Below are 16,373 nucleotides of genomic sequence, written 5' to 3' on the forward strand. Positions count from 1 at the left end.
GCTCGCGCTCACACCCGCTCCGCGAGCCACTCGACCACCTGGCGCCAACTCTCGTGAGCCGGGTCCAGCACGTGGAAGTGGTCCGCGCCCGGCACTTCCAGGTACTCCGCCTCCGCCACCCGCGCGGCGTACGTCCGGCTGAACGCCGGAGGCACCACGTCGTCGGCGTCGCCGTGCAGCGCCAGTACCGGCACCCCCGCCCCTGGCAGTTCGGTCGGCGAGGTCGTCGCGTACCGGTCCGGAACGTCGGCGACGTGCCCGCCCAGCAGCAGGTTCACCACGCCCTCGCCGACACCCGCCGCGACCGTCGGCCAGAACTCCGGGTACGCGGCTTCCGGCGCTCCGGCCGGCCGCGCGGCCGGCCCGTCGGCCAGCACCGTCCCGAACCCCGTCCGGTCGGCCTCCACCAGGTCCAGCACCCCGGCCAGCGAAACCGCCGCGACCGGCACCACCTTCGGGTTTGCGCCCACCGCACCCGCGGCCAACGCCGGCCGGTGCGCGGACCACGCCGCGAGGTGGCCGCCGGCCGAGTGGCCGACCACCGCCACCCGCGCGAGATCCAGCGCCGGGTCCAGGTCCGCGACCGCGTCGACCGCCGTCGCGACGTCCTCGAACGTCGACGGCCAGCCGCCGCCGTCGCCGAGGCGGCGGTAGTCCGCGTTCCACACCGCGTAGCCGCGGGCGACCAGGTCGTCGGCCGGCGGGGTCGCCGTGCGGCGGTCGAACATCGCCGTCCAGTACCCGCCGTGCAGCAGCACCACCACCGGGAACGGCCCCTCGCCCGCCGGCCGGTACAGCTCCCCCACCTGCGCCGGGTGCGGGCCGTACGCGACGGTGCGCACCGGGCCCGGCGGGTCGTCGTAGCGGGCACCTCGGCGCGAGCTCACCAGTGCGTCGATCGTGGCGAAGAACTCCGCGATCCGCGGGTCGTCGCCGCCCTTGGCCTTCGACTCGTCCCACGCCGTGTCGTCGATCCACTCGACGACGTCCAGCCACGTCTCGGCGTCCAGGCGCACCAGCTTCGCGGAGACGAACCCGCGCCGCCCCTCTCGGAAGGCGGCCAGCATCCCGGGCCGCGCGGCGAGCATCGCCGAGGTCCGCTCGGGCCGGACGGTGAACGTGGTCAGCTCGATGACGGCCACGTCGTCCCCTCCATTTGGTCCATATTCATGACTATCATGTTTTTGGACTGGTTGTCACGCGGATGTGCGCCCGTTCGCCCTGCCGCCCGATGAGACTGAGGAACTCGACCGGGCCCGCGCTCGTGGCCCCGAACCAGTGCGGCGTGCGTGTGTCGAACTCCGCCGCCTCCCCCGGCCCGAGAACCAGGTCGTGCTCGCCGAGCACCAGCCGGAGCGTCCCGTTCAGCACGTAGGCCCAGTCGTGGCCCTCGTGGGTGCGCAGCTCGGGCTCGCGGTCCCCGGCGGGCAGGACGAACTTGTACGCCTGGATGCCGCCCGGCCGGCGGGTCAGCGGGATGACCGTCGAGCCGTCCGCGCCGGCGAGCGGCCGCAGGGTGACGCGCGGGTCGCCCGTCGGCGGCGCGTCGACCAGCTCGTCGAGCGTCACGCCGTAGGCCCGCGCGAGCGGCAGGAGCTGCTCCAGCGTCGGACGGCGCAGGCCGGCTTCCAGCCGGGAGAGTGTGCTGGCCGAGATCCCCGTCTGCTCGGCCAGCGCGGTGAGGGTGATTTCCCGTTGCTGCCGGAGGTGCTTGAGCCGCGGCCCGACGGCGTCGAGGGCCCGGTCGATCGAGTCGTCCATGCCCCCATTTTGCCGATCGGCAAGAAACTTTGCCAATTCGCTGAGCGCCCCGGCACGGTGGCGAGGTGAACGACTTCGACCAGCCCTTCTGGGACCAGCACTGGCGGCAGGCCCGCCACCACGGCACCGCACCGAACCCCCACCTCGTCCGCGAGACCGCCGGCCTCACGCCGGGCACAGCGCTCGACGCCGGCTGCGGCCGGGGCGCCGAAGCCAGCTGGCTCGCCGCCCGCGGCTGGGCCGTCACGGCGGTGGACATCTCCATCGAAGCCCTCGGCCAAGCGGGCGCGAACACCGTGGCCTGGGTCCGGGCGGACCTGACGACCTGGGCGCCCGCCACGCGGTTCGACCTGGTCACGACCCACTACGCGCACCCGGCGATGCCGCAGCTCGCCTTCTACCAACGCATTTCCGAGTGGGTCGCCCCGGGCGGCACGCTGCTCGTCGTCGGCCACGCGCGCGGACACCACGTCGCCGAGGCGTCGGCCACGGCGGCGGACATCACCGCGCTCCTCGACGGCTGGGAGATCGGCACCGCCGGCGACCACGGCCACGACGTCGTCGTGCGGGCGAGGAGGACGGCATGAGCGCGATCGTCGACGACCCGCGCCGGCGCCGCGCGATCCTGCTCGGCGTCTGCCTCGCCCTGATGGCGGTGGTCGCGTCCGTCTCCGGCCTGAACGTCGCCCAGCCGCAGCTCGCGGTCGAGCTCGGCGCGTCGCAAACCACCGTCTTGTGGATCGTCAACGGATACGCCGTCACCCTGGCCGCGCTGCTCCTGCCGCTCGGCGCGGCCGGCGACCGCCTCGGCCGGAAACCCGTGCTGCTGACCGGGTTGGCGCTCTTCGGGATCGCGAACCTCGCGGCGGGCCTGGCGCCGTCCGCCGGCACCCTGCTGGCGGCCCGGCTGCTGGCCGGGGCGAGCGCGGCGATGATCATGCCGGTCACCCTGGCCGTCATCACGTCGACGTTCCCGGACGCGGAGCGGTCCCGCGCGATCGGCGTCTGGACCGGCGTCGCCGGTGGGGGCGGGATCCTCGGGATGTTCCTGTCGGCGGTGCTGGTCGACCTGGCGAGCTGGCGGTGGCTGTTCGTGCTGCCGATCGCGCTCGCCGGAGCGGCCGCCGTCGTGACCCTGCGATCGGTGCCCGACTCCCGCGCCGGAAACCGGCACGGCTTCGAGGTCGTCGGCGCGGCACTGTCGTCGGTCGCCGTCGTCGGCTGGGTCTTCGTCCTCCACGAAGGACCCGACCGCGGGTGGACCGCGCCGGTGACACTGCTGAGCCTGGCCGCCGGGATCCTCGGCCTCGCCGGGTTCACCGCGTGGGAACTGCGCCACCCGGCCCCGCTGCTCGACGTCCGGCTCTTCCGCGAGCGCGGGCTGACCGGCGGTTCCGGGACGCTGCTGGCCGTCTTCGGCGTGCAGGCGGGGATCTTCGTGGTCCTCTTCCCTTACCTGCAGGCGGTGCTCGGCTGGTCCGGTTTCCGCGCCACCTCGGCCCTGATGCCGACGGCACTGCTGATGATGGCCGCGTCCGGCCTCGCCCCGAAGGTGGCCGCCCGGATCGGCGGCCGCCCGACGATGGCAGCGGGCCTCGTCGTGAGCGTGACGGGCCTAGGGCTGATGGCCGCGTTCGTGTCCGTCGACGGCGGCTACCTCTCGATCCTGCCCGGGATGCTGCTGATGGGGCTGGGGATGGGCCTGACGATGACCCCGGCCACCGAGGCCATCACCGGCTCGCTGCCGCGCGAACAGCAGGGCGTGGCGTCCGCGCTCAACGACGTCACGCGGGAGCTGGGCACGGCCCTCGGCGTCGCGCTGCTCGGCGCGATCCTGACCGCCGGCTACCGCGGGGCCGTCGAGTCCCGGCTGGCCGGGGCGCCGGCCGACGTCGCGCTCCGGGGCGTCGCGAACGCCGTCGCGGCCGGTCCGGCGGTGGCCGGCGCGGCCCGGGAGTCCTTTGTGGACGGGTGGCGGCAGTCGATGTGGGCCGGTGCCGCCGTCCTGCTGCTCGTCCTCGTGCTCACCCTGGTGAAGAGCCCCTTATCGATTCAGAGATCCTCTGCTAGCCTGCGTCGCGGGACGGCTCCGGCCGGCACCCTGGGGACCGACTCCGAGGAGATGGAATGACGGCAATCGCCCGTGTCCGTGGTCGTGAGGTGCTCGACAGCCGGGGCAACCCGACCGTCGAGGTCGACGTCGTGCTGGAGGACGGCTCGCTGGGCCGCGCCGCGGTCCCTTCAGGTGCCTCGACCGGCACGCGGGAGGCCGTCGAGCTACGCGACGGCGACAAGGCGCGCTACCACGGCAAGGGCGTCCGCAAGGCCGTCACCGCGGTCAACACCGAACTGGCCGAAGCGGTCGTCGGGCTGAACGCCGAAGCCCAGGCCGAGGTCGACGCCGCGCTGATCGCCGCGGACGGGACGCCGAACAAGGCCCGCGTCGGCGCGAACGCGACGCTCGGGATCTCCCTGGCCGTCGCGAAGGCCGCCGCGGCGGCGAACACGCTGCCGCTGTACCGGTACGTCGGCGGGGTCTTCGCCCACCAGCTGCCGATGCCGATGATGAACATCGTCAACGGCGGCGCGCACGCCGACAACCCGATCGACTTCCAGGAGTTCATGATCGGCCCGGTCGGCGCGAAGACGTTCGCCGAAGCCGTGCGGATGGGCTCCGAGGTCTTCCACACGCTGCGCGCGTCGCTCAAGAAGGCCGGACACGGCACCAACGTCGGCGACGAAGGCGGCTTCGCGCCCAACCTCGCGTCGGCCGACGAAGCGCTCGAGTTCGTCGTGCGCGCGATCGAGGAAAGCGGCTACACCCCCGGCGAGGACATCGCCCTGCTGCTCGACCCGGCCGCGTCGGAGTTCTACGACAACGGCGTCTACGACTACCGCGGCGAAGGCATCAAGCGCAGCGTCGAAGAGCACGTCGCCTACCTCGCCGACCTGACCACGCGCTTCCCGATCGTCTCCATCGAGGACGGCCTCGCCCAGGACGACTACGACGGCTGGAAGCAGCTCACCGACGGCATCGGCGACCGCGTGCAGCTCGTCGGCGACGACGTCTTCTGCACCAACGTCAAGCTGCTGCAGGACGGCATCGACCGCGGCATCGGGAACTCGATCCTGATCAAGGTCAACCAGATCGGCACCCTCACCGAGACGCTGCTGACCGTCGACACCGCGCACAAGGCCGGCTACTCGGCCGTGATGTCCCACCGCTCCGGCGAAACCGAGGACACCACGATCGCCGACCTCGCCGTCGCCACCGGCTGCGGCCAGATCAAGACGGGCTCGCTGTCCCGCTCGGACCGCACGGCCAAGTACAACCAGCTCATCCGCATCGAAGAGGAGCTGGGCGCCGAAGCGCGCTACGCCGGGCGCGCGACCCTGCGCGGCAGCCGCTGATCGGCGAACCGGGCCGATCTGTAGTCACATAGGACGGGTGAAGTCTTTTCACTCCTTCTTGGACAAGGCAGATGAACGGCTCGGCGACGGGCTCGAGCACGTCCTGTGCGCCCATCACCGGCGGCGGCTGCGCGCGCTGGGGTGGGGTGACGTGCTCGAGCCCGGCGGTGACCGGTTCGGCGGACGGGCCGCGGTCCGCGACGGCAACCGCGTCGAAGTGCTGATCGACGGCGAGGAGGTCCTCCCCGCGATCGAAAAAGCCATCCGGTCCGCGCAGTCCCACGTGCACATCGCCAACTGGCACGCGAGCGCCGACTTCCGGCTGACGCGCGAGCCCGGCGCCCTCACCCTGCGGGAACTGCTCGCCGAGACCGCCGAGCGGGGCGTCGAGGTCCGGGTGCTGCTGTGGGCCGGGCCGCCGGTCCCGGCGTTCCAGCCGACGCGGGGCCTGGCGCAGCGCGAGCAGCGGAAGTTCACCGACGGCTCGGCCGTGCGGTGCGTGCTGGACTCCCGCGAACGGACCATGCACTGCCACCACGAAAAGCTCGTGGTGGTCGACGACGAGGTCGCGTTCGTCGGCGGGATCGACTTCACCGCGCTGGAGGGCGACCGCCACGACAGCCCGGAGCACCCGCCGCGGCCGATCGGCTGGCACGACCTGACGTCCCGGCTCGAGGGCCCGGTCGTCGCCGACGTCGCGGACCACTTCCGGCGGCGGTGGTCGGAGGTCGCCGACGAGAACCTCCCGGCGCCGCACGTGCCCGGGACGGCGGGCCGTACGCGCGTCCAGCTGCTGCGCACGGTGCCGAACTCCACCTACGCCTTCGCGCCGAAGGGCGAGTTCACGATCCTAGACGGCTACCTGCGCGCTTTGCGGTCCGCGCGGCGGCTGGTCTACCTGGAGAACCAATTCCTGTGGTCGCCGGAGATCGCCGAGGTGCTGCTCGACAAGCTGCGCAACCCGCCCGAGGACCGCTTCCGCATGGTCTTGCTGCTCCCCCGCAAGCCGAGCAACGGCGCCGACACCACCCGCGGCCAGCTGGGCCGGCTGCTCGACGCCGACGACGGGAACGGGCGCCTGCTCGCGGCGACGATCAGCGCGCACGACGGGGAGTCCGCCGCGCCGGTCTACGTGCACGCGAAGCTCGGCATCGTCGACGACGAGTGGCTGACCGTCGGGTCCGCGAACCTCAACGAGCACTCGCTGTTCAACGACACCGAGGTCAACATCGCGACCGACGACCACGAGCTGGCCCGCACGACGCGCCTGCGGCTGTGGGCCGAGCACCTCGGCCGCGAGGTGGCCGAGGTGGACGGCGACCCGGCGGACGTCGTCGACCACCTCTGGCGGCCGCTGGCCGAGGAGCAGCGGGAGCGGGAACGCCGGGGTGAGCCCCGGACCCACCGGCTCGTGCTGCTCCCCGGCGTCTCGCGGCGGGCGGGCCGGCTGCAGGGCCCACTGCGTGGACTCCTCGTCGACGGCTGAAGCGGAGATCGCCCGCCCGCTCTAGATTGGGCGGCATGACTTCCACCGCCGACAAGGCCACCCGGCTGCAGGAGCTGCACGCCGCGCCCGAGCTGCTGCTCGTCGTCAACGTCTGGGACGCCATCACCGCCAAGGTCGTGGCCGAGACGCCCGGCACGCAGGCTCTCGCGACCCCGAGCCACGGCATCGCCGCCTCGCGCGGCTACCCGGACGGCGAGAAGATCCCGCGCGACGAGATGATCGCCGAGGTCGCGCTGATCGTGCGGACCGCGGGCGACCTGCCGGTCACCGCCGACCTCGAAGCCGGCTACGGCGACCCGGGCGGCACCATCGCCCGCGCGATCGACGTCGGTGCGGTCGGTGCCAACCTCGAAGACCAGATGAAGCCGCTGGGCGACGCCGTGAAGGCGGTCGAAGCCGCCGTCGTGGCGGCCCAGAAGGCCGGCGTCGACTTCGTGCTCAACGCCCGCACCGACGCGTTCATCAAGACCGCCCCGGAAACCGCGCTGACCGAAGCGATCACCCGCGGCCGCGCGTACCTCGACGCGGGCGCGTCCAACTTCTTCGTGCCCGGCAAGCTCGACGAGAACCAGGTCTCGCGGCTCGTCGAAGAGCTGGGCGAGCGCAAGGTCAACCTCATCGGCATCCCCGGCTCGATCCCGCTGAAGCGCGCGCAGGAGCTCGGCGTCTCGCGCGTGTCCTACGGGCCGTGGAGCCAGAACGTCGCCCTGACCGCGCTGGCCAAGCTCGCCGAAGACGTCTACGCCGGCGGCGGCCTGCCCGCCGACACCCGCAAGCTCAACTGACCTACCGGATCCGCAGCTTCCGCATGAGCTTGAGCCCGGACAGCATGCTTTCGACGTACTTCTCGTAGCCCTGTCCGGGCCGCGGGCCCATGACCTGCTTCTTCAGCACGGCCAGGTTCTGCCCGTCGGTGTACTTGAGCAGGCCCTGGTCGCCGTGGCGGGCGCCGACCCCGGAGCTCTTCACGCCTCCGGACGGCGTCCCCTTGGCGGCGAACGCCGTCGCGAGGATGTCGTTGATGTTGACGTTGCCGGACTCCAGGCGGGCGGCCACGGCCCGCGCGGCGTCGATGTCCCGGCTCCACACCGAGGCGTTGAGGCCGTAGTCGGTGTCGTTGGCCAGCTCGACGGCTTCGTCGACCGTGCGGTACTCGTGCAGCGCGATCACCGGGCCGAAGGTTTCGGTGACGCCGCAGAGCATGTCCTTGGTGACGCCTTCGAGGATCGTCGGCTCGAAGAACGCCGGCCCGAGGTCGGGACGCGGCCTGCCGCCGCAGAGCACCGTCGCGCCCTTCGCGACGGCGTCGTCGACGTGCTCCTTGACCCGGCGCAGGTGGTCGGGCGAGACGAGCGAGCCCATGTCGGGCCCGAAGTCGTAGGCCGCGCGGACGTCCAGCGCGTTCGTGGCCTTCACGAACGCGTCCTTGAACTCGTCGTAGCGCGACTCCGGCAGGTAGATCCGCTCGATGTGCATGCAGATCTGGCCGGTGTTGCCGAACGCACCGAAGATCGCGCCCCGCACGGCTTCGGCGATGTCGGCGTCGTCGAGGAGGATCATCGGGTTCTTGCCGCCGAGCTCCAGGCAGCAGCCGATGAGGTTGCGCCCGGCGCGTTCGCCGATCACCCGGCCGGTCGCCGTCGAACCGGTGAACATCACGTAGTCGGCCTGGTCGATGAGCGTCGGGCCGACGTCCGGCCCTTCGCCGCAGACGACCTGGAACAACCCTTCGGGCAGGCCGGCCTCTTCCAGCATCCGGATGCCGTACAGCGGCGAGAGCGCGGTCTTGTTGTCCGGCTTCAGCACCACCGCGTTGCCGGCCATCAGCGCCGGGATCGCGTCGGAAATGCCGGTGGCGAACGGGAAGTTCCACGGCGCGATGATCCCGACGACCCCCTTGGGCTGCCGGACCTCGGTCGACGTCGTCAGCAGCGGCACCGGCCCGCCGCGCTTCACCGGCGCGAGCAGCTTGGCCGCCCGCCGCAGGTAGTGGCTCATCACCATCGCGGGATCGCAGGTCTCTTCGATCGCCATCCGCCGGTTCTTGCCGCTCTCGACCTGGATGAGGTCGGCGACGGCCCGCGCGCGGTCGACGAAGAGCGCGTGCGCCCGCTTGAACACCGTCAGTCGCTGCTTGAGCGGCGTGGCCGCCCACTTCCGTTGTGCTTCACGGGCGGTGGCGAACGCCTGCTCGATGTCGGCCGGCGTCGACTGCGGCAGGTCGACGAGCGCCTCGCCGGTGTAGACCTCGGTCAGTTTCCAGGTCTCGCCGGCCGAGCCCGGAACCCGGGCGACCAGCTCCCGCAGAAACTCGTCGGTCACCGACGCCGGACGGGTGAGCTGCAACGGCGTCACGGTCACGATGCGCTCCCGAGGACGAGCTGCGCGCCCATTTCGCCGATCATGATGGCGGGCGCGTTGGTGTTGCCGCCGGTGATGGACGGCATGATCGAGGCGTCGCAGACCCGCAGGCCCTCGACACCGCGCACCTTCAGGTCGGGGCCGACGACGGCGAGCTCGTCGACGCCCATCCGGCAGGTGCCGACGCCGTGGTAGACCGACGTCGCGCGGTTGAGGATCGCGTCGCGCAGCTCCTGGCCGCGCAGGTCCTTACCCGGGTGGATCTCTTCCTTCACCGCGCCTTTGAACGCCTTCGACGCGAAGATCTCGCGGACCATCTCCGAGCCTTCGGCGAGCACTTCGAGGTCGGCGGGGTCGGAGAGGTACTGGAAGTCGATCAGCGGCGCGGCCGTGGGATCGGCCGAGGCGAGCCGCAGCGTGCCGCGGCTCTTCGGGTAGATCAGCGTCGACAGCACCGTGAGCGCCGGGCGCTTGTCGACGTCGTGGCGGATCGGCGCGTCCTGGTTGGGCGAGACGTACGCCCACGGCAGGAGGTGCAGCTGGAGGTCGGGCACCGTGTCGGCCTGGGACGTCTTGAGGAACGCGACCGCCTCGAAGACCGAGTTGGCCAGGAACGTGGTGCCGGGCTTCAGCAGCTCACGGGCCAGGCCGCGGGCGAAGTACGGCGCGGAGCCCTTGTTCTTGCTGGAAGACACGTGGAACGTCAGCGCGTGGAACATGTGGTCGTGCATGTTGTCCCCGACCGGCAGGTCGGCGAGGACGTCGATGCCGTGCTCCTTGAGGTGCTCGGCGTGGCCGATCCCGGAGAGCATGAGCAGCTGCGCGGAGCCGGCGAACCCGGCAGAGAGGATGACCTCCTTGCCGGCGCGGACGACTCGGCTCCCCCGGCCGTCGGCGACCTCGACGCCGGTCGCGCGGCCGTTGTCGAAGAGGATCTTCTTGACGAGCACCCCGGACTGGAGCTGCAGCGTCGGCGGGGCGAGGTGGTGGAGGTAGCCGCGCGAAGCGCTGTAGCGGAGGCCGTCGGCAGCGTTCTGCTGCATCCGGCTGACGCCCTCCTGGGATTCGGCGTTGTAGTCGTCGAGGATCTTGCAGCCGAGCGCGTCGGCGGTGGCGTCGACGAACTGCAGCGAGCCCTCTTGGGGATTCTTGGCGCGGGTGACCCGGATCGGCCCGCCCGCGCCGCGGAACGCGTTCTCGCCGTCCTCGAAGTCCTCCATCCGCTTGTAGGCGGCGTTGACGCGGTCGGCGTCCCAGCCGGTGTTGCCCTCGGCGGCCCAGGAGTCGAAGTTGGCGCGGTTGCCGCGGACGTAGACCATGCCGTTTATGGAGCTGGAGCCGCCGACGACCTTGCCGCGCGGCACCGGCATCCGGCGATCGAGAACGTGTTTCTGCGGAACGCCGTAGAAGCCCCAGTCGAAGGGCTTCTTGAGCTGCGGCACGGCGTGCATCGGGCCGACCAGGCCCGGTTTCTTGATCAGCAGCCGCTCGTCGCTCTTCCCGGCTTCGAGCACGATCACGCTGGCCCCGGACTGCGCCAGCCGCCCCGCGATCGCCGCCCCCGAGCTCCCCGACCCGACGACGACGTAGTCGGCCTCGTCGCCGCGCGGCGCCCTGTTCGCCATGTCCGCTCCTCGGTCCCGCCGGTGCCAAACTATAACCTGTTCTAGTTTGGCACGGTATAGCGTCGCCGCCTCGGAGCGCAACGGCTACGCCCCGTCCATGGCCTTCTTGATCTCCGCGACCAGCTTGCGCACCCGGGCGGTGTCGAGGCCGCCGTAGCAGAACGTGTTCATGTCGACGCGGTCGCCGCCGCTCGCGGGGTTCTCCACGATGTCGGTGGACGCGCCTTCGACGGTGAAGGTCAGCCGCCCGGGGCGCGAGAACCCGGGTTCGGAGTTGCCGATGTTCTTGATCTTGGTGACGCTGAACGTGTGCTTGCGGTCGTCGCCGAAGACGCCGTCCTTGACCGCCGCGCTGATCGTGACTTCCGTGCCACTGAACCGGATGGACCGCCGTCTGGCGCGCACGAGCATGCTTCCTCCCCGCGGAAACCGGAGGGAAAACTGTAAGCAGTCACCCCATCGAGCGACAAGCCCCGGCGGCACCCGCCTCAGCCGGCCGGTGAGCGGTGCCGGGCGACGTAGTCGTTGACCAGCCCGGCCGCCGTGTGCGCGCCATCGACGGTGACGACGATCGTGCCTCCGGAACACAGGCGCAGCACGAGGCCGTCGCCGGCCCGGATCACGACCGCGGACCGGCCGGGGCGCCGCCGCCAGCCCCAGCCGCCGTAGGCCAGCGGCACGATCCGGTCGGCGCGTGCTTCGGCGATCTCCTCGTAGGCCAGGTTCCGGCGCGGCCAGCCGAGCAGCCCGATCCGCACGCGCACCCCGGCCGGCCCGACCAGCACCCGCACCGACGAAAACACCAGCGCCACCAAGGCGACCACCAGCCCGCCGAGCCACGCGTGCGCGCTCCCCAGCACCGCCGCGAGCGCGGCCACGAGCGGCGCGACGGCGATCAGGGCGAGGTTGTGCGCGGTCCCGGACCAGACCACCTGTTCGCTCGCCCCGAGACCGGCCGACGGAGCCGGCCCCGACGCCGTCGCCTCGGCCGGTTTCGCGGGCGCCAGCCACCAGCCCGCGGCGATCGCCACCAGGCCCACGCCGAGGATGCCGAACGCGACGGCCCAGTTCACCGGCCGGGCGTGCGTCCACGACGGCACGCCGGCGTTCGCCCACAGCCCCACCGAATGCGCGGCCAGGAGGATCCCGCCGAGGCCGTAGACGCCGGGCGCCGCCGAGATCATCCGGGCCACGGCCACCCACGCCACGCACCAGAAGCCGGCCGCGCCCGCCGTCACCAGCCACCAAGGGGCGTGGCCGTCGGGGACGCCGGTCCACGACCAGTGCACGGCGATGGGATCGGGCAGCCGCGGCGCGAGCACGATCGCCGGCACGACGATGCCGAGCAGGACGACGGCCGGAACCCCGTACCGCAAGACGGCGGACCTCATCGGGCCTCCTCGATCATGGCGACCAGCTCCTCGTGTTCGATCCCGAGCCGCCGCGCCTCGTCGACCAGCGCGCGGATCCGGTGGTGCAGTTCGGCCCGGTCCGGTCCCGCGGCCAGCACGGTCACCCCGCGCCCCCGCCGCACGGCGACGAGGCCTTCGTCGGCGAGCTGGGCGTAGGCGCGCAGCACGGTGTGCATGTTGACGCCGAGCGAGGAGGCGAGCTCCCGGGCGGCGGGCAGCCGCTCACCGACGTCAAGCTCCCCGGCCGCGAGAGCACGCCGCACCCCCGCGGCGATCTTCTCGTGCAGCGGTGCGGTGTCCCGGTCGTCGAGTCGCAACAGCATTGTTCTACAGATACTAGAACAAGCCAGCACTCGGCGCCAGTGCCGGCCGTCCGAGCAGCGATCAACCTCGGGCGGCCACCGGGGAAACGTCCGGCTCCTCGCCCAGCACGTCGTCAGTGAGCCCCGCCGCCAGCGCTCGCAGCGCCGCGTCCAGGTACACCGTCAAGTCCGCGTCCGCCCGAGCCGACCAGCGGTCGTACGCCGCCCGGCAGGCCGCCAGGACCGCCCGGCCCACCACCAGCGGGTACAGCGAGTCCTCCGGCTGGCCCGACCGGCGGGCGACGAACGCGCTGATCGCCCGCTCCCACGCGTCGTAGTGGACCGCCGCGCTCGCCGCCAGCTCCGGGACCGTGCTCAGCAGCGTCATCCGCCGGCGCAGCTCCGGCACGTCGGCCGCGCGGTAGTGGTTCGCCTCGAGCACCGCGCGGCGCACCCCCTCCAGCACCGGCAGGTCCGCCGGCGCCCCGGCGAGCAGCGACCGGATCGTCTCGACCTCGGTGTCGAACTCGTTCCAGAGGACGTCGGCCTTCGCGTCGTAGTAGCGGAAGAAGGTCCGCCTGCTGACGCCGGCCGCCGCCGCGATCTGGTCGACGGTCGTTTCGTGGAAGCCCTGTTCGCCGAACAGCCGCAGCGCGGCGACCTCGAGTTCGCGGGCGCTCGTGCCCGGCGGACGGCCCCGGCGGTTCGCGGGGCGGGCGAGCACGTCATCGGTCATCCGGGTGCCGTTCCGTCGTGAGCCTTGATTATCGACACGCGGTGACATTACTCTCCCCCTATTCGTCACTGCGTGCCGAAAATCATCACTGCCGAAGGAGCCAGGATGAGCGAGAACCAGACCACGCCCGAGACCGACGAACCCGTCACCGAGGAACTGCTGGTCGAAGAGGTCTCCATCGACGGCATGTGCGGTGTCTACTGACGACTCGCCGGCGGGGTTCGACCTCGACGCCGCGTGGCGCCTGGACGACCGGGTGTCGATCCGGCCCGAGCGGTTCGGCGCCCTGCTGTACCACTTCGGCACCCGCCGGCTCTCCTTCCTGAAGAACCCGACGCTCCTGGCCGTCGTCCGCGGCCTCGCCACGCACCCGGACGCCCGGGCCGCGTGCGCCGACGCCGGCGTCGGCCCCGGCGAGCTGCCGCGGTACCGCGCGGCGCTGGCCGCCCTCGCCGACTCGCGCATGATCCAGCCGAGGAGTCTCTGATGTCCCTTGTGGACGAATTCCAGTACGGGCTCGACGCCCCGATCTGCCTCACCTGGGAACTGACCTACGCCTGCAACTTGTCTTGTGTGCACTGCCTTTCCTCGTCCGGACGCCGGGACCCGCGCGAGCTGTCCACAGTGGAGTGCAAGGCGCTGATCGACGAGTTCGAGCGCATGCAGGTCTTCTACGTCAACATCGGCGGCGGCGAACCCACCGTGCGGCCGGACTTCTGGGAACTGGTCGACTACGCCACCGAGCACCACGTCGGCGTCAAGTTCTCCACCAACGGCGTCAAGATCACGCCCGAAGTGGCGCGGCGCTTGGCCGCGAGCGACTACGTCGACGTCCAGATCTCGCTCGACGGCGCCACGGCCGAGGTCAACGACCACGTCCGCGGCCCCGGCTCGTACGCCACCGCGGTCCGCGCCATGCGGAACCTCTCCGACGCCGGCTTCGAGAACTTCAAGATCTCGGTCGTGATGACGCGGCACAACGTCGGCCAGCTCGACGAGCTCAAGGCGATCGCCGACCGCTACGGCGCCCAGCTGCGGATCACGCGGCTGCGGCCGTCCGGCCGCGGCGCCGACACCTGGGACGAGCTGCACCCGACCGCGGCCCAGCAGCGTTCGCTGTACGACTGGCTCGTGGCGCACGGCGAGAACGTCCTGACCGGCGACTCGTTCTTCCACCTCGCCGGCTACGGCGACGGCGGCCTGCCCGGGCTCAACCTGTGCGGCGCCGGGCGCGTCGTGTGCCTGGTCGACCCGGTCGGCGACGTCTACGCGTGCCCGTTCGCCATCCATGACACGTTCCTGGCGGGCAACGTCCGCGGCGACGGCGGGTTCACGTCGGTTTGGCGCGAATCCGAGCTGTTCACGTCGTTGCGTTCGCCGCAGAGCGGTGGCGCCTGCACGTCGTGTTCGGCGTTCGACGCCTGCCGCGGCGGGTGCATGGCCGCGAAGTTCTTCACCGGCCTGCCGCTGGACGGCCCGGACCCGGAATGCGTGCGCGGCCACGGGGAGCCGGCCCTCGCGGGCGTCACGAGCGTCCCCAAGCCGTCGCTGGACCACTCGCACCGGCGGCGCCCGGTCCCGGTCACCATCGGGATGCGCCGGCCGCCGGAGCGCGCGTGCGACGAGAACCCCCTCGCCGGCTTCAGGCGCTGACCGTGCGGCTCGCGGACCTCTCCTGGCCGGACGTCGCCGCGCGGGCGGCGATCCTGGCGGTGCCGGTGGGCGCGACCGAGCAGCACGGGCCGCACCTGCCGCTGTCGACCGACACGGATATCGCGCTAGCGCTGTGCGATCGGCTGGCGGACGCGCGCACCGACGTGCTGGTGGCGCCGCCGGTGGCCTACGGATCCAGCGGCGAGCACGCCGGGTTCGCCGGGACGCTGTCGATCGGCCAGGAGGCGACCGAGCTGCTCCTGCTGGAACTGGGCCGGTCGGCGACGGAGACGTTCCCGCGGTTGTTGTTCGTCTCCGCCCACGGCGGCAACGCGGCGCCGGTCGCCCGGGCCGTCGCGCGGCTGCGGGCGGAGTCGCGGAACGTCGAGGTGTTCCAGCCGCACTGGGACGGCGACCCGCACGCCGGGCGTCCGGAAACCGCGCTGCAGCTGGCTTTGCGGCCGGGCGGCGTCCGGATGGACCGGGCGGTGGCGGGCGATCGGCGTCCCCTCGGGGAGATTTTGCCGCTGTTGCGGGACGGCGGGGTGCGCGCGGTGACCCCGACGGGCGTGCTCGGCGACCCGACCACCGCGACGCCGGCGTACGGCCGGGCGTTGCTGGACGAGCTGACCGCGCGTTTGGTGTCCCATGTGGATGGTTGGGCATGAGGACCGCGCTCGTCACCGGGGCGGCCCGGGGAATCGGGGCGGCGACTGTTGTTCATTTGGCGGAGCAGGGTTACGCCGTGCTCGCCGTCGATGTGGCTGCCGATGATCCGGCGCTGCCGTACGGGCTGGGGAGTTCCGCGGAGCTGGCGGCCGTTGCCTCTAAATCGGGCGCGGAGGTGTTCGTCGCCGACGTGCGGGACCCCGCGGCATTGGCTGCGGCGGTGGCGGTCGTCGAGCGACGGTGGGGTGGCCTCGACGTCGCGATCGCGGCCGCGGGGGTGATCGCCGGGGGTGTGCCGCAGTGGGAGGTGCCGCCGGAGCAGGAGGACGCGGTGCTCGACGTGGACCTGCGCGGAGTGCTGAACCTGGCGCGGGTGGCTATCCCGGCCCTGCTGCGGCGCGCGGAGCCGAGGTCGGGCCGGTTCCTGGCGGTCGCCTCCGCCGCGGCGACGCGGGGGTTGCCGATGCTGGCGGCTTATTGCGCGGCGAAGGCGGGGGTGGCGGGCTTGGTGCGCGCGCTGGGCGCCGAGCTGGGCGGGACGGGCGTGACGGCCAACGCGGTCAGCCCCGGTTCGACCGACACGCCGATCCTCGCCGAGAGCGCCCGGCTGTACGGGTTGCCGGGAGCGGGGGATTTCGCTGGACAGCAGCCGGTGGGGAGGTTGCTGGAGCCGGCCGAGATCGCCCGGGTACTGGCGTTCCTGGCTGCGCCAGAGAGCGGCGCAACGACCGGCGCGGTGGTGCCGGTAGACGGAGGCCTGGCCCTGTGACGGCTCACCTGTCCTCCGCGGCGGACTTCGCCGGGCCGCTGCGGGCGCCCGACAGCATCGCGACCACCGGTGCGGTCGAAAGAGGTCTGCCCCAATGACTACTCCCCTGCCCGCCGCGCGGAACTTCGTCGGGCCACGATCGTCCGGACGGTGGCGGGCGCCCGACA

The 16,373-nt window shown here is 72.2% G+C and carries 18 protein-coding genes; 10 read left to right on the forward strand and 8 right to left on the reverse strand.

Translation table 11 applies throughout. From position 1 onward, the window contains the following. Positions 1-8 precede the first annotated feature (8 nt). Together ACZ7OH_RS30290 and ACZ7OH_RS30295 are read right to left on the reverse strand one after the other, a co-directional pair. Entirely contained in the window at positions 9-1,142 is a 1,134-nt protein-coding gene (locus ACZ7OH_RS30290; RefSeq protein WP_470283924.1) for an alpha/beta hydrolase family protein, read from the reverse strand. 34 nt (positions 1,143-1,176) lie between these two features. Continuing rightward, the gene (locus ACZ7OH_RS30295) at positions 1,177-1,761 is read right to left on the reverse strand and encodes a helix-turn-helix domain-containing protein (protein WP_470283925.1); all 585 of its coding nucleotides are present in this window, start codon (positions 1,759-1,761) and stop codon (positions 1,177-1,179) included. Between the two features lie 65 nt (positions 1,762-1,826). On the opposite strand from ACZ7OH_RS30295, the gene ACZ7OH_RS30300 reads away from it, so the two are divergent. Genes ACZ7OH_RS30300 through ACZ7OH_RS30320 form a run of 5 tightly spaced genes read left to right on the forward strand, consistent with a single transcriptional unit; the run spans position 1,827 to position 7,464 of the window. Further along, positions 1,827-2,348 (forward strand): class I SAM-dependent methyltransferase, encoded by a 522-nt coding sequence (locus ACZ7OH_RS30300; protein WP_470283926.1) that lies wholly within the window; start codon positions 1,827-1,829, stop codon positions 2,346-2,348. Beyond that, entirely contained in the window at positions 2,345-3,892 is a 1,548-nt protein-coding gene (locus ACZ7OH_RS30305) for an MFS transporter (protein WP_470283927.1), read from the forward strand. The genes ACZ7OH_RS30300 and ACZ7OH_RS30305 overlap by 4 nt, the downstream gene beginning before the upstream one ends. Beyond that, positions 3,889-5,172: a phosphopyruvate hydratase gene (gene eno / locus ACZ7OH_RS30310; protein ID WP_470283928.1), complete on the forward strand. Its 1,284-nt coding sequence runs from the start codon at positions 3,889-3,891 to the stop codon at positions 5,170-5,172. Before ACZ7OH_RS30305 ends, eno begins: the two co-directional genes overlap by 4 nt. A 37-nt stretch (positions 5,173-5,209) precedes the next feature. Beyond that, positions 5,210-6,658: a phospholipase D-like domain-containing protein gene (locus ACZ7OH_RS30315; RefSeq protein WP_470283929.1), complete on the forward strand. Its 1,449-nt coding sequence runs from the start codon at positions 5,210-5,212 to the stop codon at positions 6,656-6,658. A 35-nt stretch (positions 6,659-6,693) separates the two neighbouring features. Continuing rightward, complete coding sequence (locus ACZ7OH_RS30320; RefSeq protein WP_470283930.1) at positions 6,694-7,464, forward strand: isocitrate lyase/PEP mutase family protein; 771 nt, start codon at positions 6,694-6,696, stop codon at positions 7,462-7,464. A 1-nt stretch (position 7,465) separates the two neighbouring features. On the opposite strand, the gene ACZ7OH_RS30325 is transcribed toward ACZ7OH_RS30320, so the two are convergent. The 6 genes from ACZ7OH_RS30325 to mftR all read right to left on the reverse strand — a co-directional run bounded on the left by ACZ7OH_RS30325 (position 7,466) and on the right by mftR (position 13,115). After that, positions 7,466-9,040, reverse strand: a complete 1,575-nt coding sequence (locus ACZ7OH_RS30325) for a succinic semialdehyde dehydrogenase (RefSeq protein ID WP_470283931.1) — start codon at positions 9,038-9,040, stop codon at positions 7,466-7,468. After that, the gene (locus ACZ7OH_RS30330; protein WP_470283932.1) at positions 9,037-10,665 is read right to left on the reverse strand and encodes a GMC family oxidoreductase; all 1,629 of its coding nucleotides are present in this window, start codon (positions 10,663-10,665) and stop codon (positions 9,037-9,039) included. The genes ACZ7OH_RS30325 and ACZ7OH_RS30330 overlap by 4 nt, the downstream gene beginning before the upstream one ends. 84 nt (positions 10,666-10,749) lie before the next feature. Continuing rightward, positions 10,750-11,076 (reverse strand): hypothetical protein, encoded by a 327-nt coding sequence (locus ACZ7OH_RS30335; RefSeq protein WP_470283933.1) that lies wholly within the window; start codon positions 11,074-11,076, stop codon positions 10,750-10,752. A gap of 77 nt (positions 11,077-11,153) precedes the next feature. Then, positions 11,154-12,056 (reverse strand): DUF1648 domain-containing protein, encoded by a 903-nt coding sequence (locus ACZ7OH_RS30340; protein ID WP_470283934.1) that lies wholly within the window; start codon positions 12,054-12,056, stop codon positions 11,154-11,156. After that, positions 12,053-12,400 (reverse strand): GntR family transcriptional regulator, encoded by a 348-nt coding sequence (locus tag ACZ7OH_RS30345; protein ID WP_470283935.1) that lies wholly within the window; start codon positions 12,398-12,400, stop codon positions 12,053-12,055. Before ACZ7OH_RS30345 ends, ACZ7OH_RS30340 begins: the two co-directional genes overlap by 4 nt. 61 nt (positions 12,401-12,461) lie before the next feature. Further along, entirely contained in the window at positions 12,462-13,115 is a 654-nt protein-coding gene (gene mftR / locus ACZ7OH_RS30350; RefSeq protein WP_470283936.1) for a mycofactocin system transcriptional regulator, read from the reverse strand. A gap of 105 nt (positions 13,116-13,220) precedes the next feature. On the opposite strand from mftR, the gene mftA reads away from it, so the two are divergent. The 5 genes from mftA to ACZ7OH_RS30375 are packed head-to-tail and all read left to right on the forward strand — an operon-like array spanning position 13,221 to position 16,206. Then, positions 13,221-13,319, forward strand: a complete 99-nt coding sequence (mftA, locus tag ACZ7OH_RS30355; protein ID WP_086681996.1) for a mycofactocin precursor MftA — start codon at positions 13,221-13,223, stop codon at positions 13,317-13,319. Then, positions 13,309-13,602 (forward strand): mycofactocin biosynthesis chaperone MftB, encoded by a 294-nt coding sequence (gene mftB, locus ACZ7OH_RS30360; protein ID WP_400899379.1) that lies wholly within the window; start codon positions 13,309-13,311, stop codon positions 13,600-13,602. Before mftA ends, mftB begins: the two co-directional genes overlap by 11 nt. After that, positions 13,602-14,768: a mycofactocin radical SAM maturase gene (gene mftC, locus ACZ7OH_RS30365; protein ID WP_470283937.1), complete on the forward strand. Its 1,167-nt coding sequence runs from the start codon at positions 13,602-13,604 to the stop codon at positions 14,766-14,768. Before mftB ends, mftC begins: the two co-directional genes overlap by 1 nt. Beyond that, positions 14,732-15,436: a mycofactocin biosynthesis peptidyl-dipeptidase MftE gene (mftE, locus tag ACZ7OH_RS30370; RefSeq protein WP_470283938.1), complete on the forward strand. Its 705-nt coding sequence runs from the start codon at positions 14,732-14,734 to the stop codon at positions 15,434-15,436. Before mftC ends, mftE begins: the two co-directional genes overlap by 37 nt. Continuing rightward, on the forward strand, positions 15,433-16,206 hold the full coding sequence (locus ACZ7OH_RS30375) for a mycofactocin-coupled SDR family oxidoreductase (protein WP_470283939.1): 774 nt from the start codon (positions 15,433-15,435) through the stop codon (positions 16,204-16,206). Before mftE ends, ACZ7OH_RS30375 begins: the two co-directional genes overlap by 4 nt. Positions 16,207-16,373 lie beyond the last annotated feature (167 nt).

The sequence above is a fragment of the Amycolatopsis sp. NPDC114478 genome (assembly GCF_055633805.1).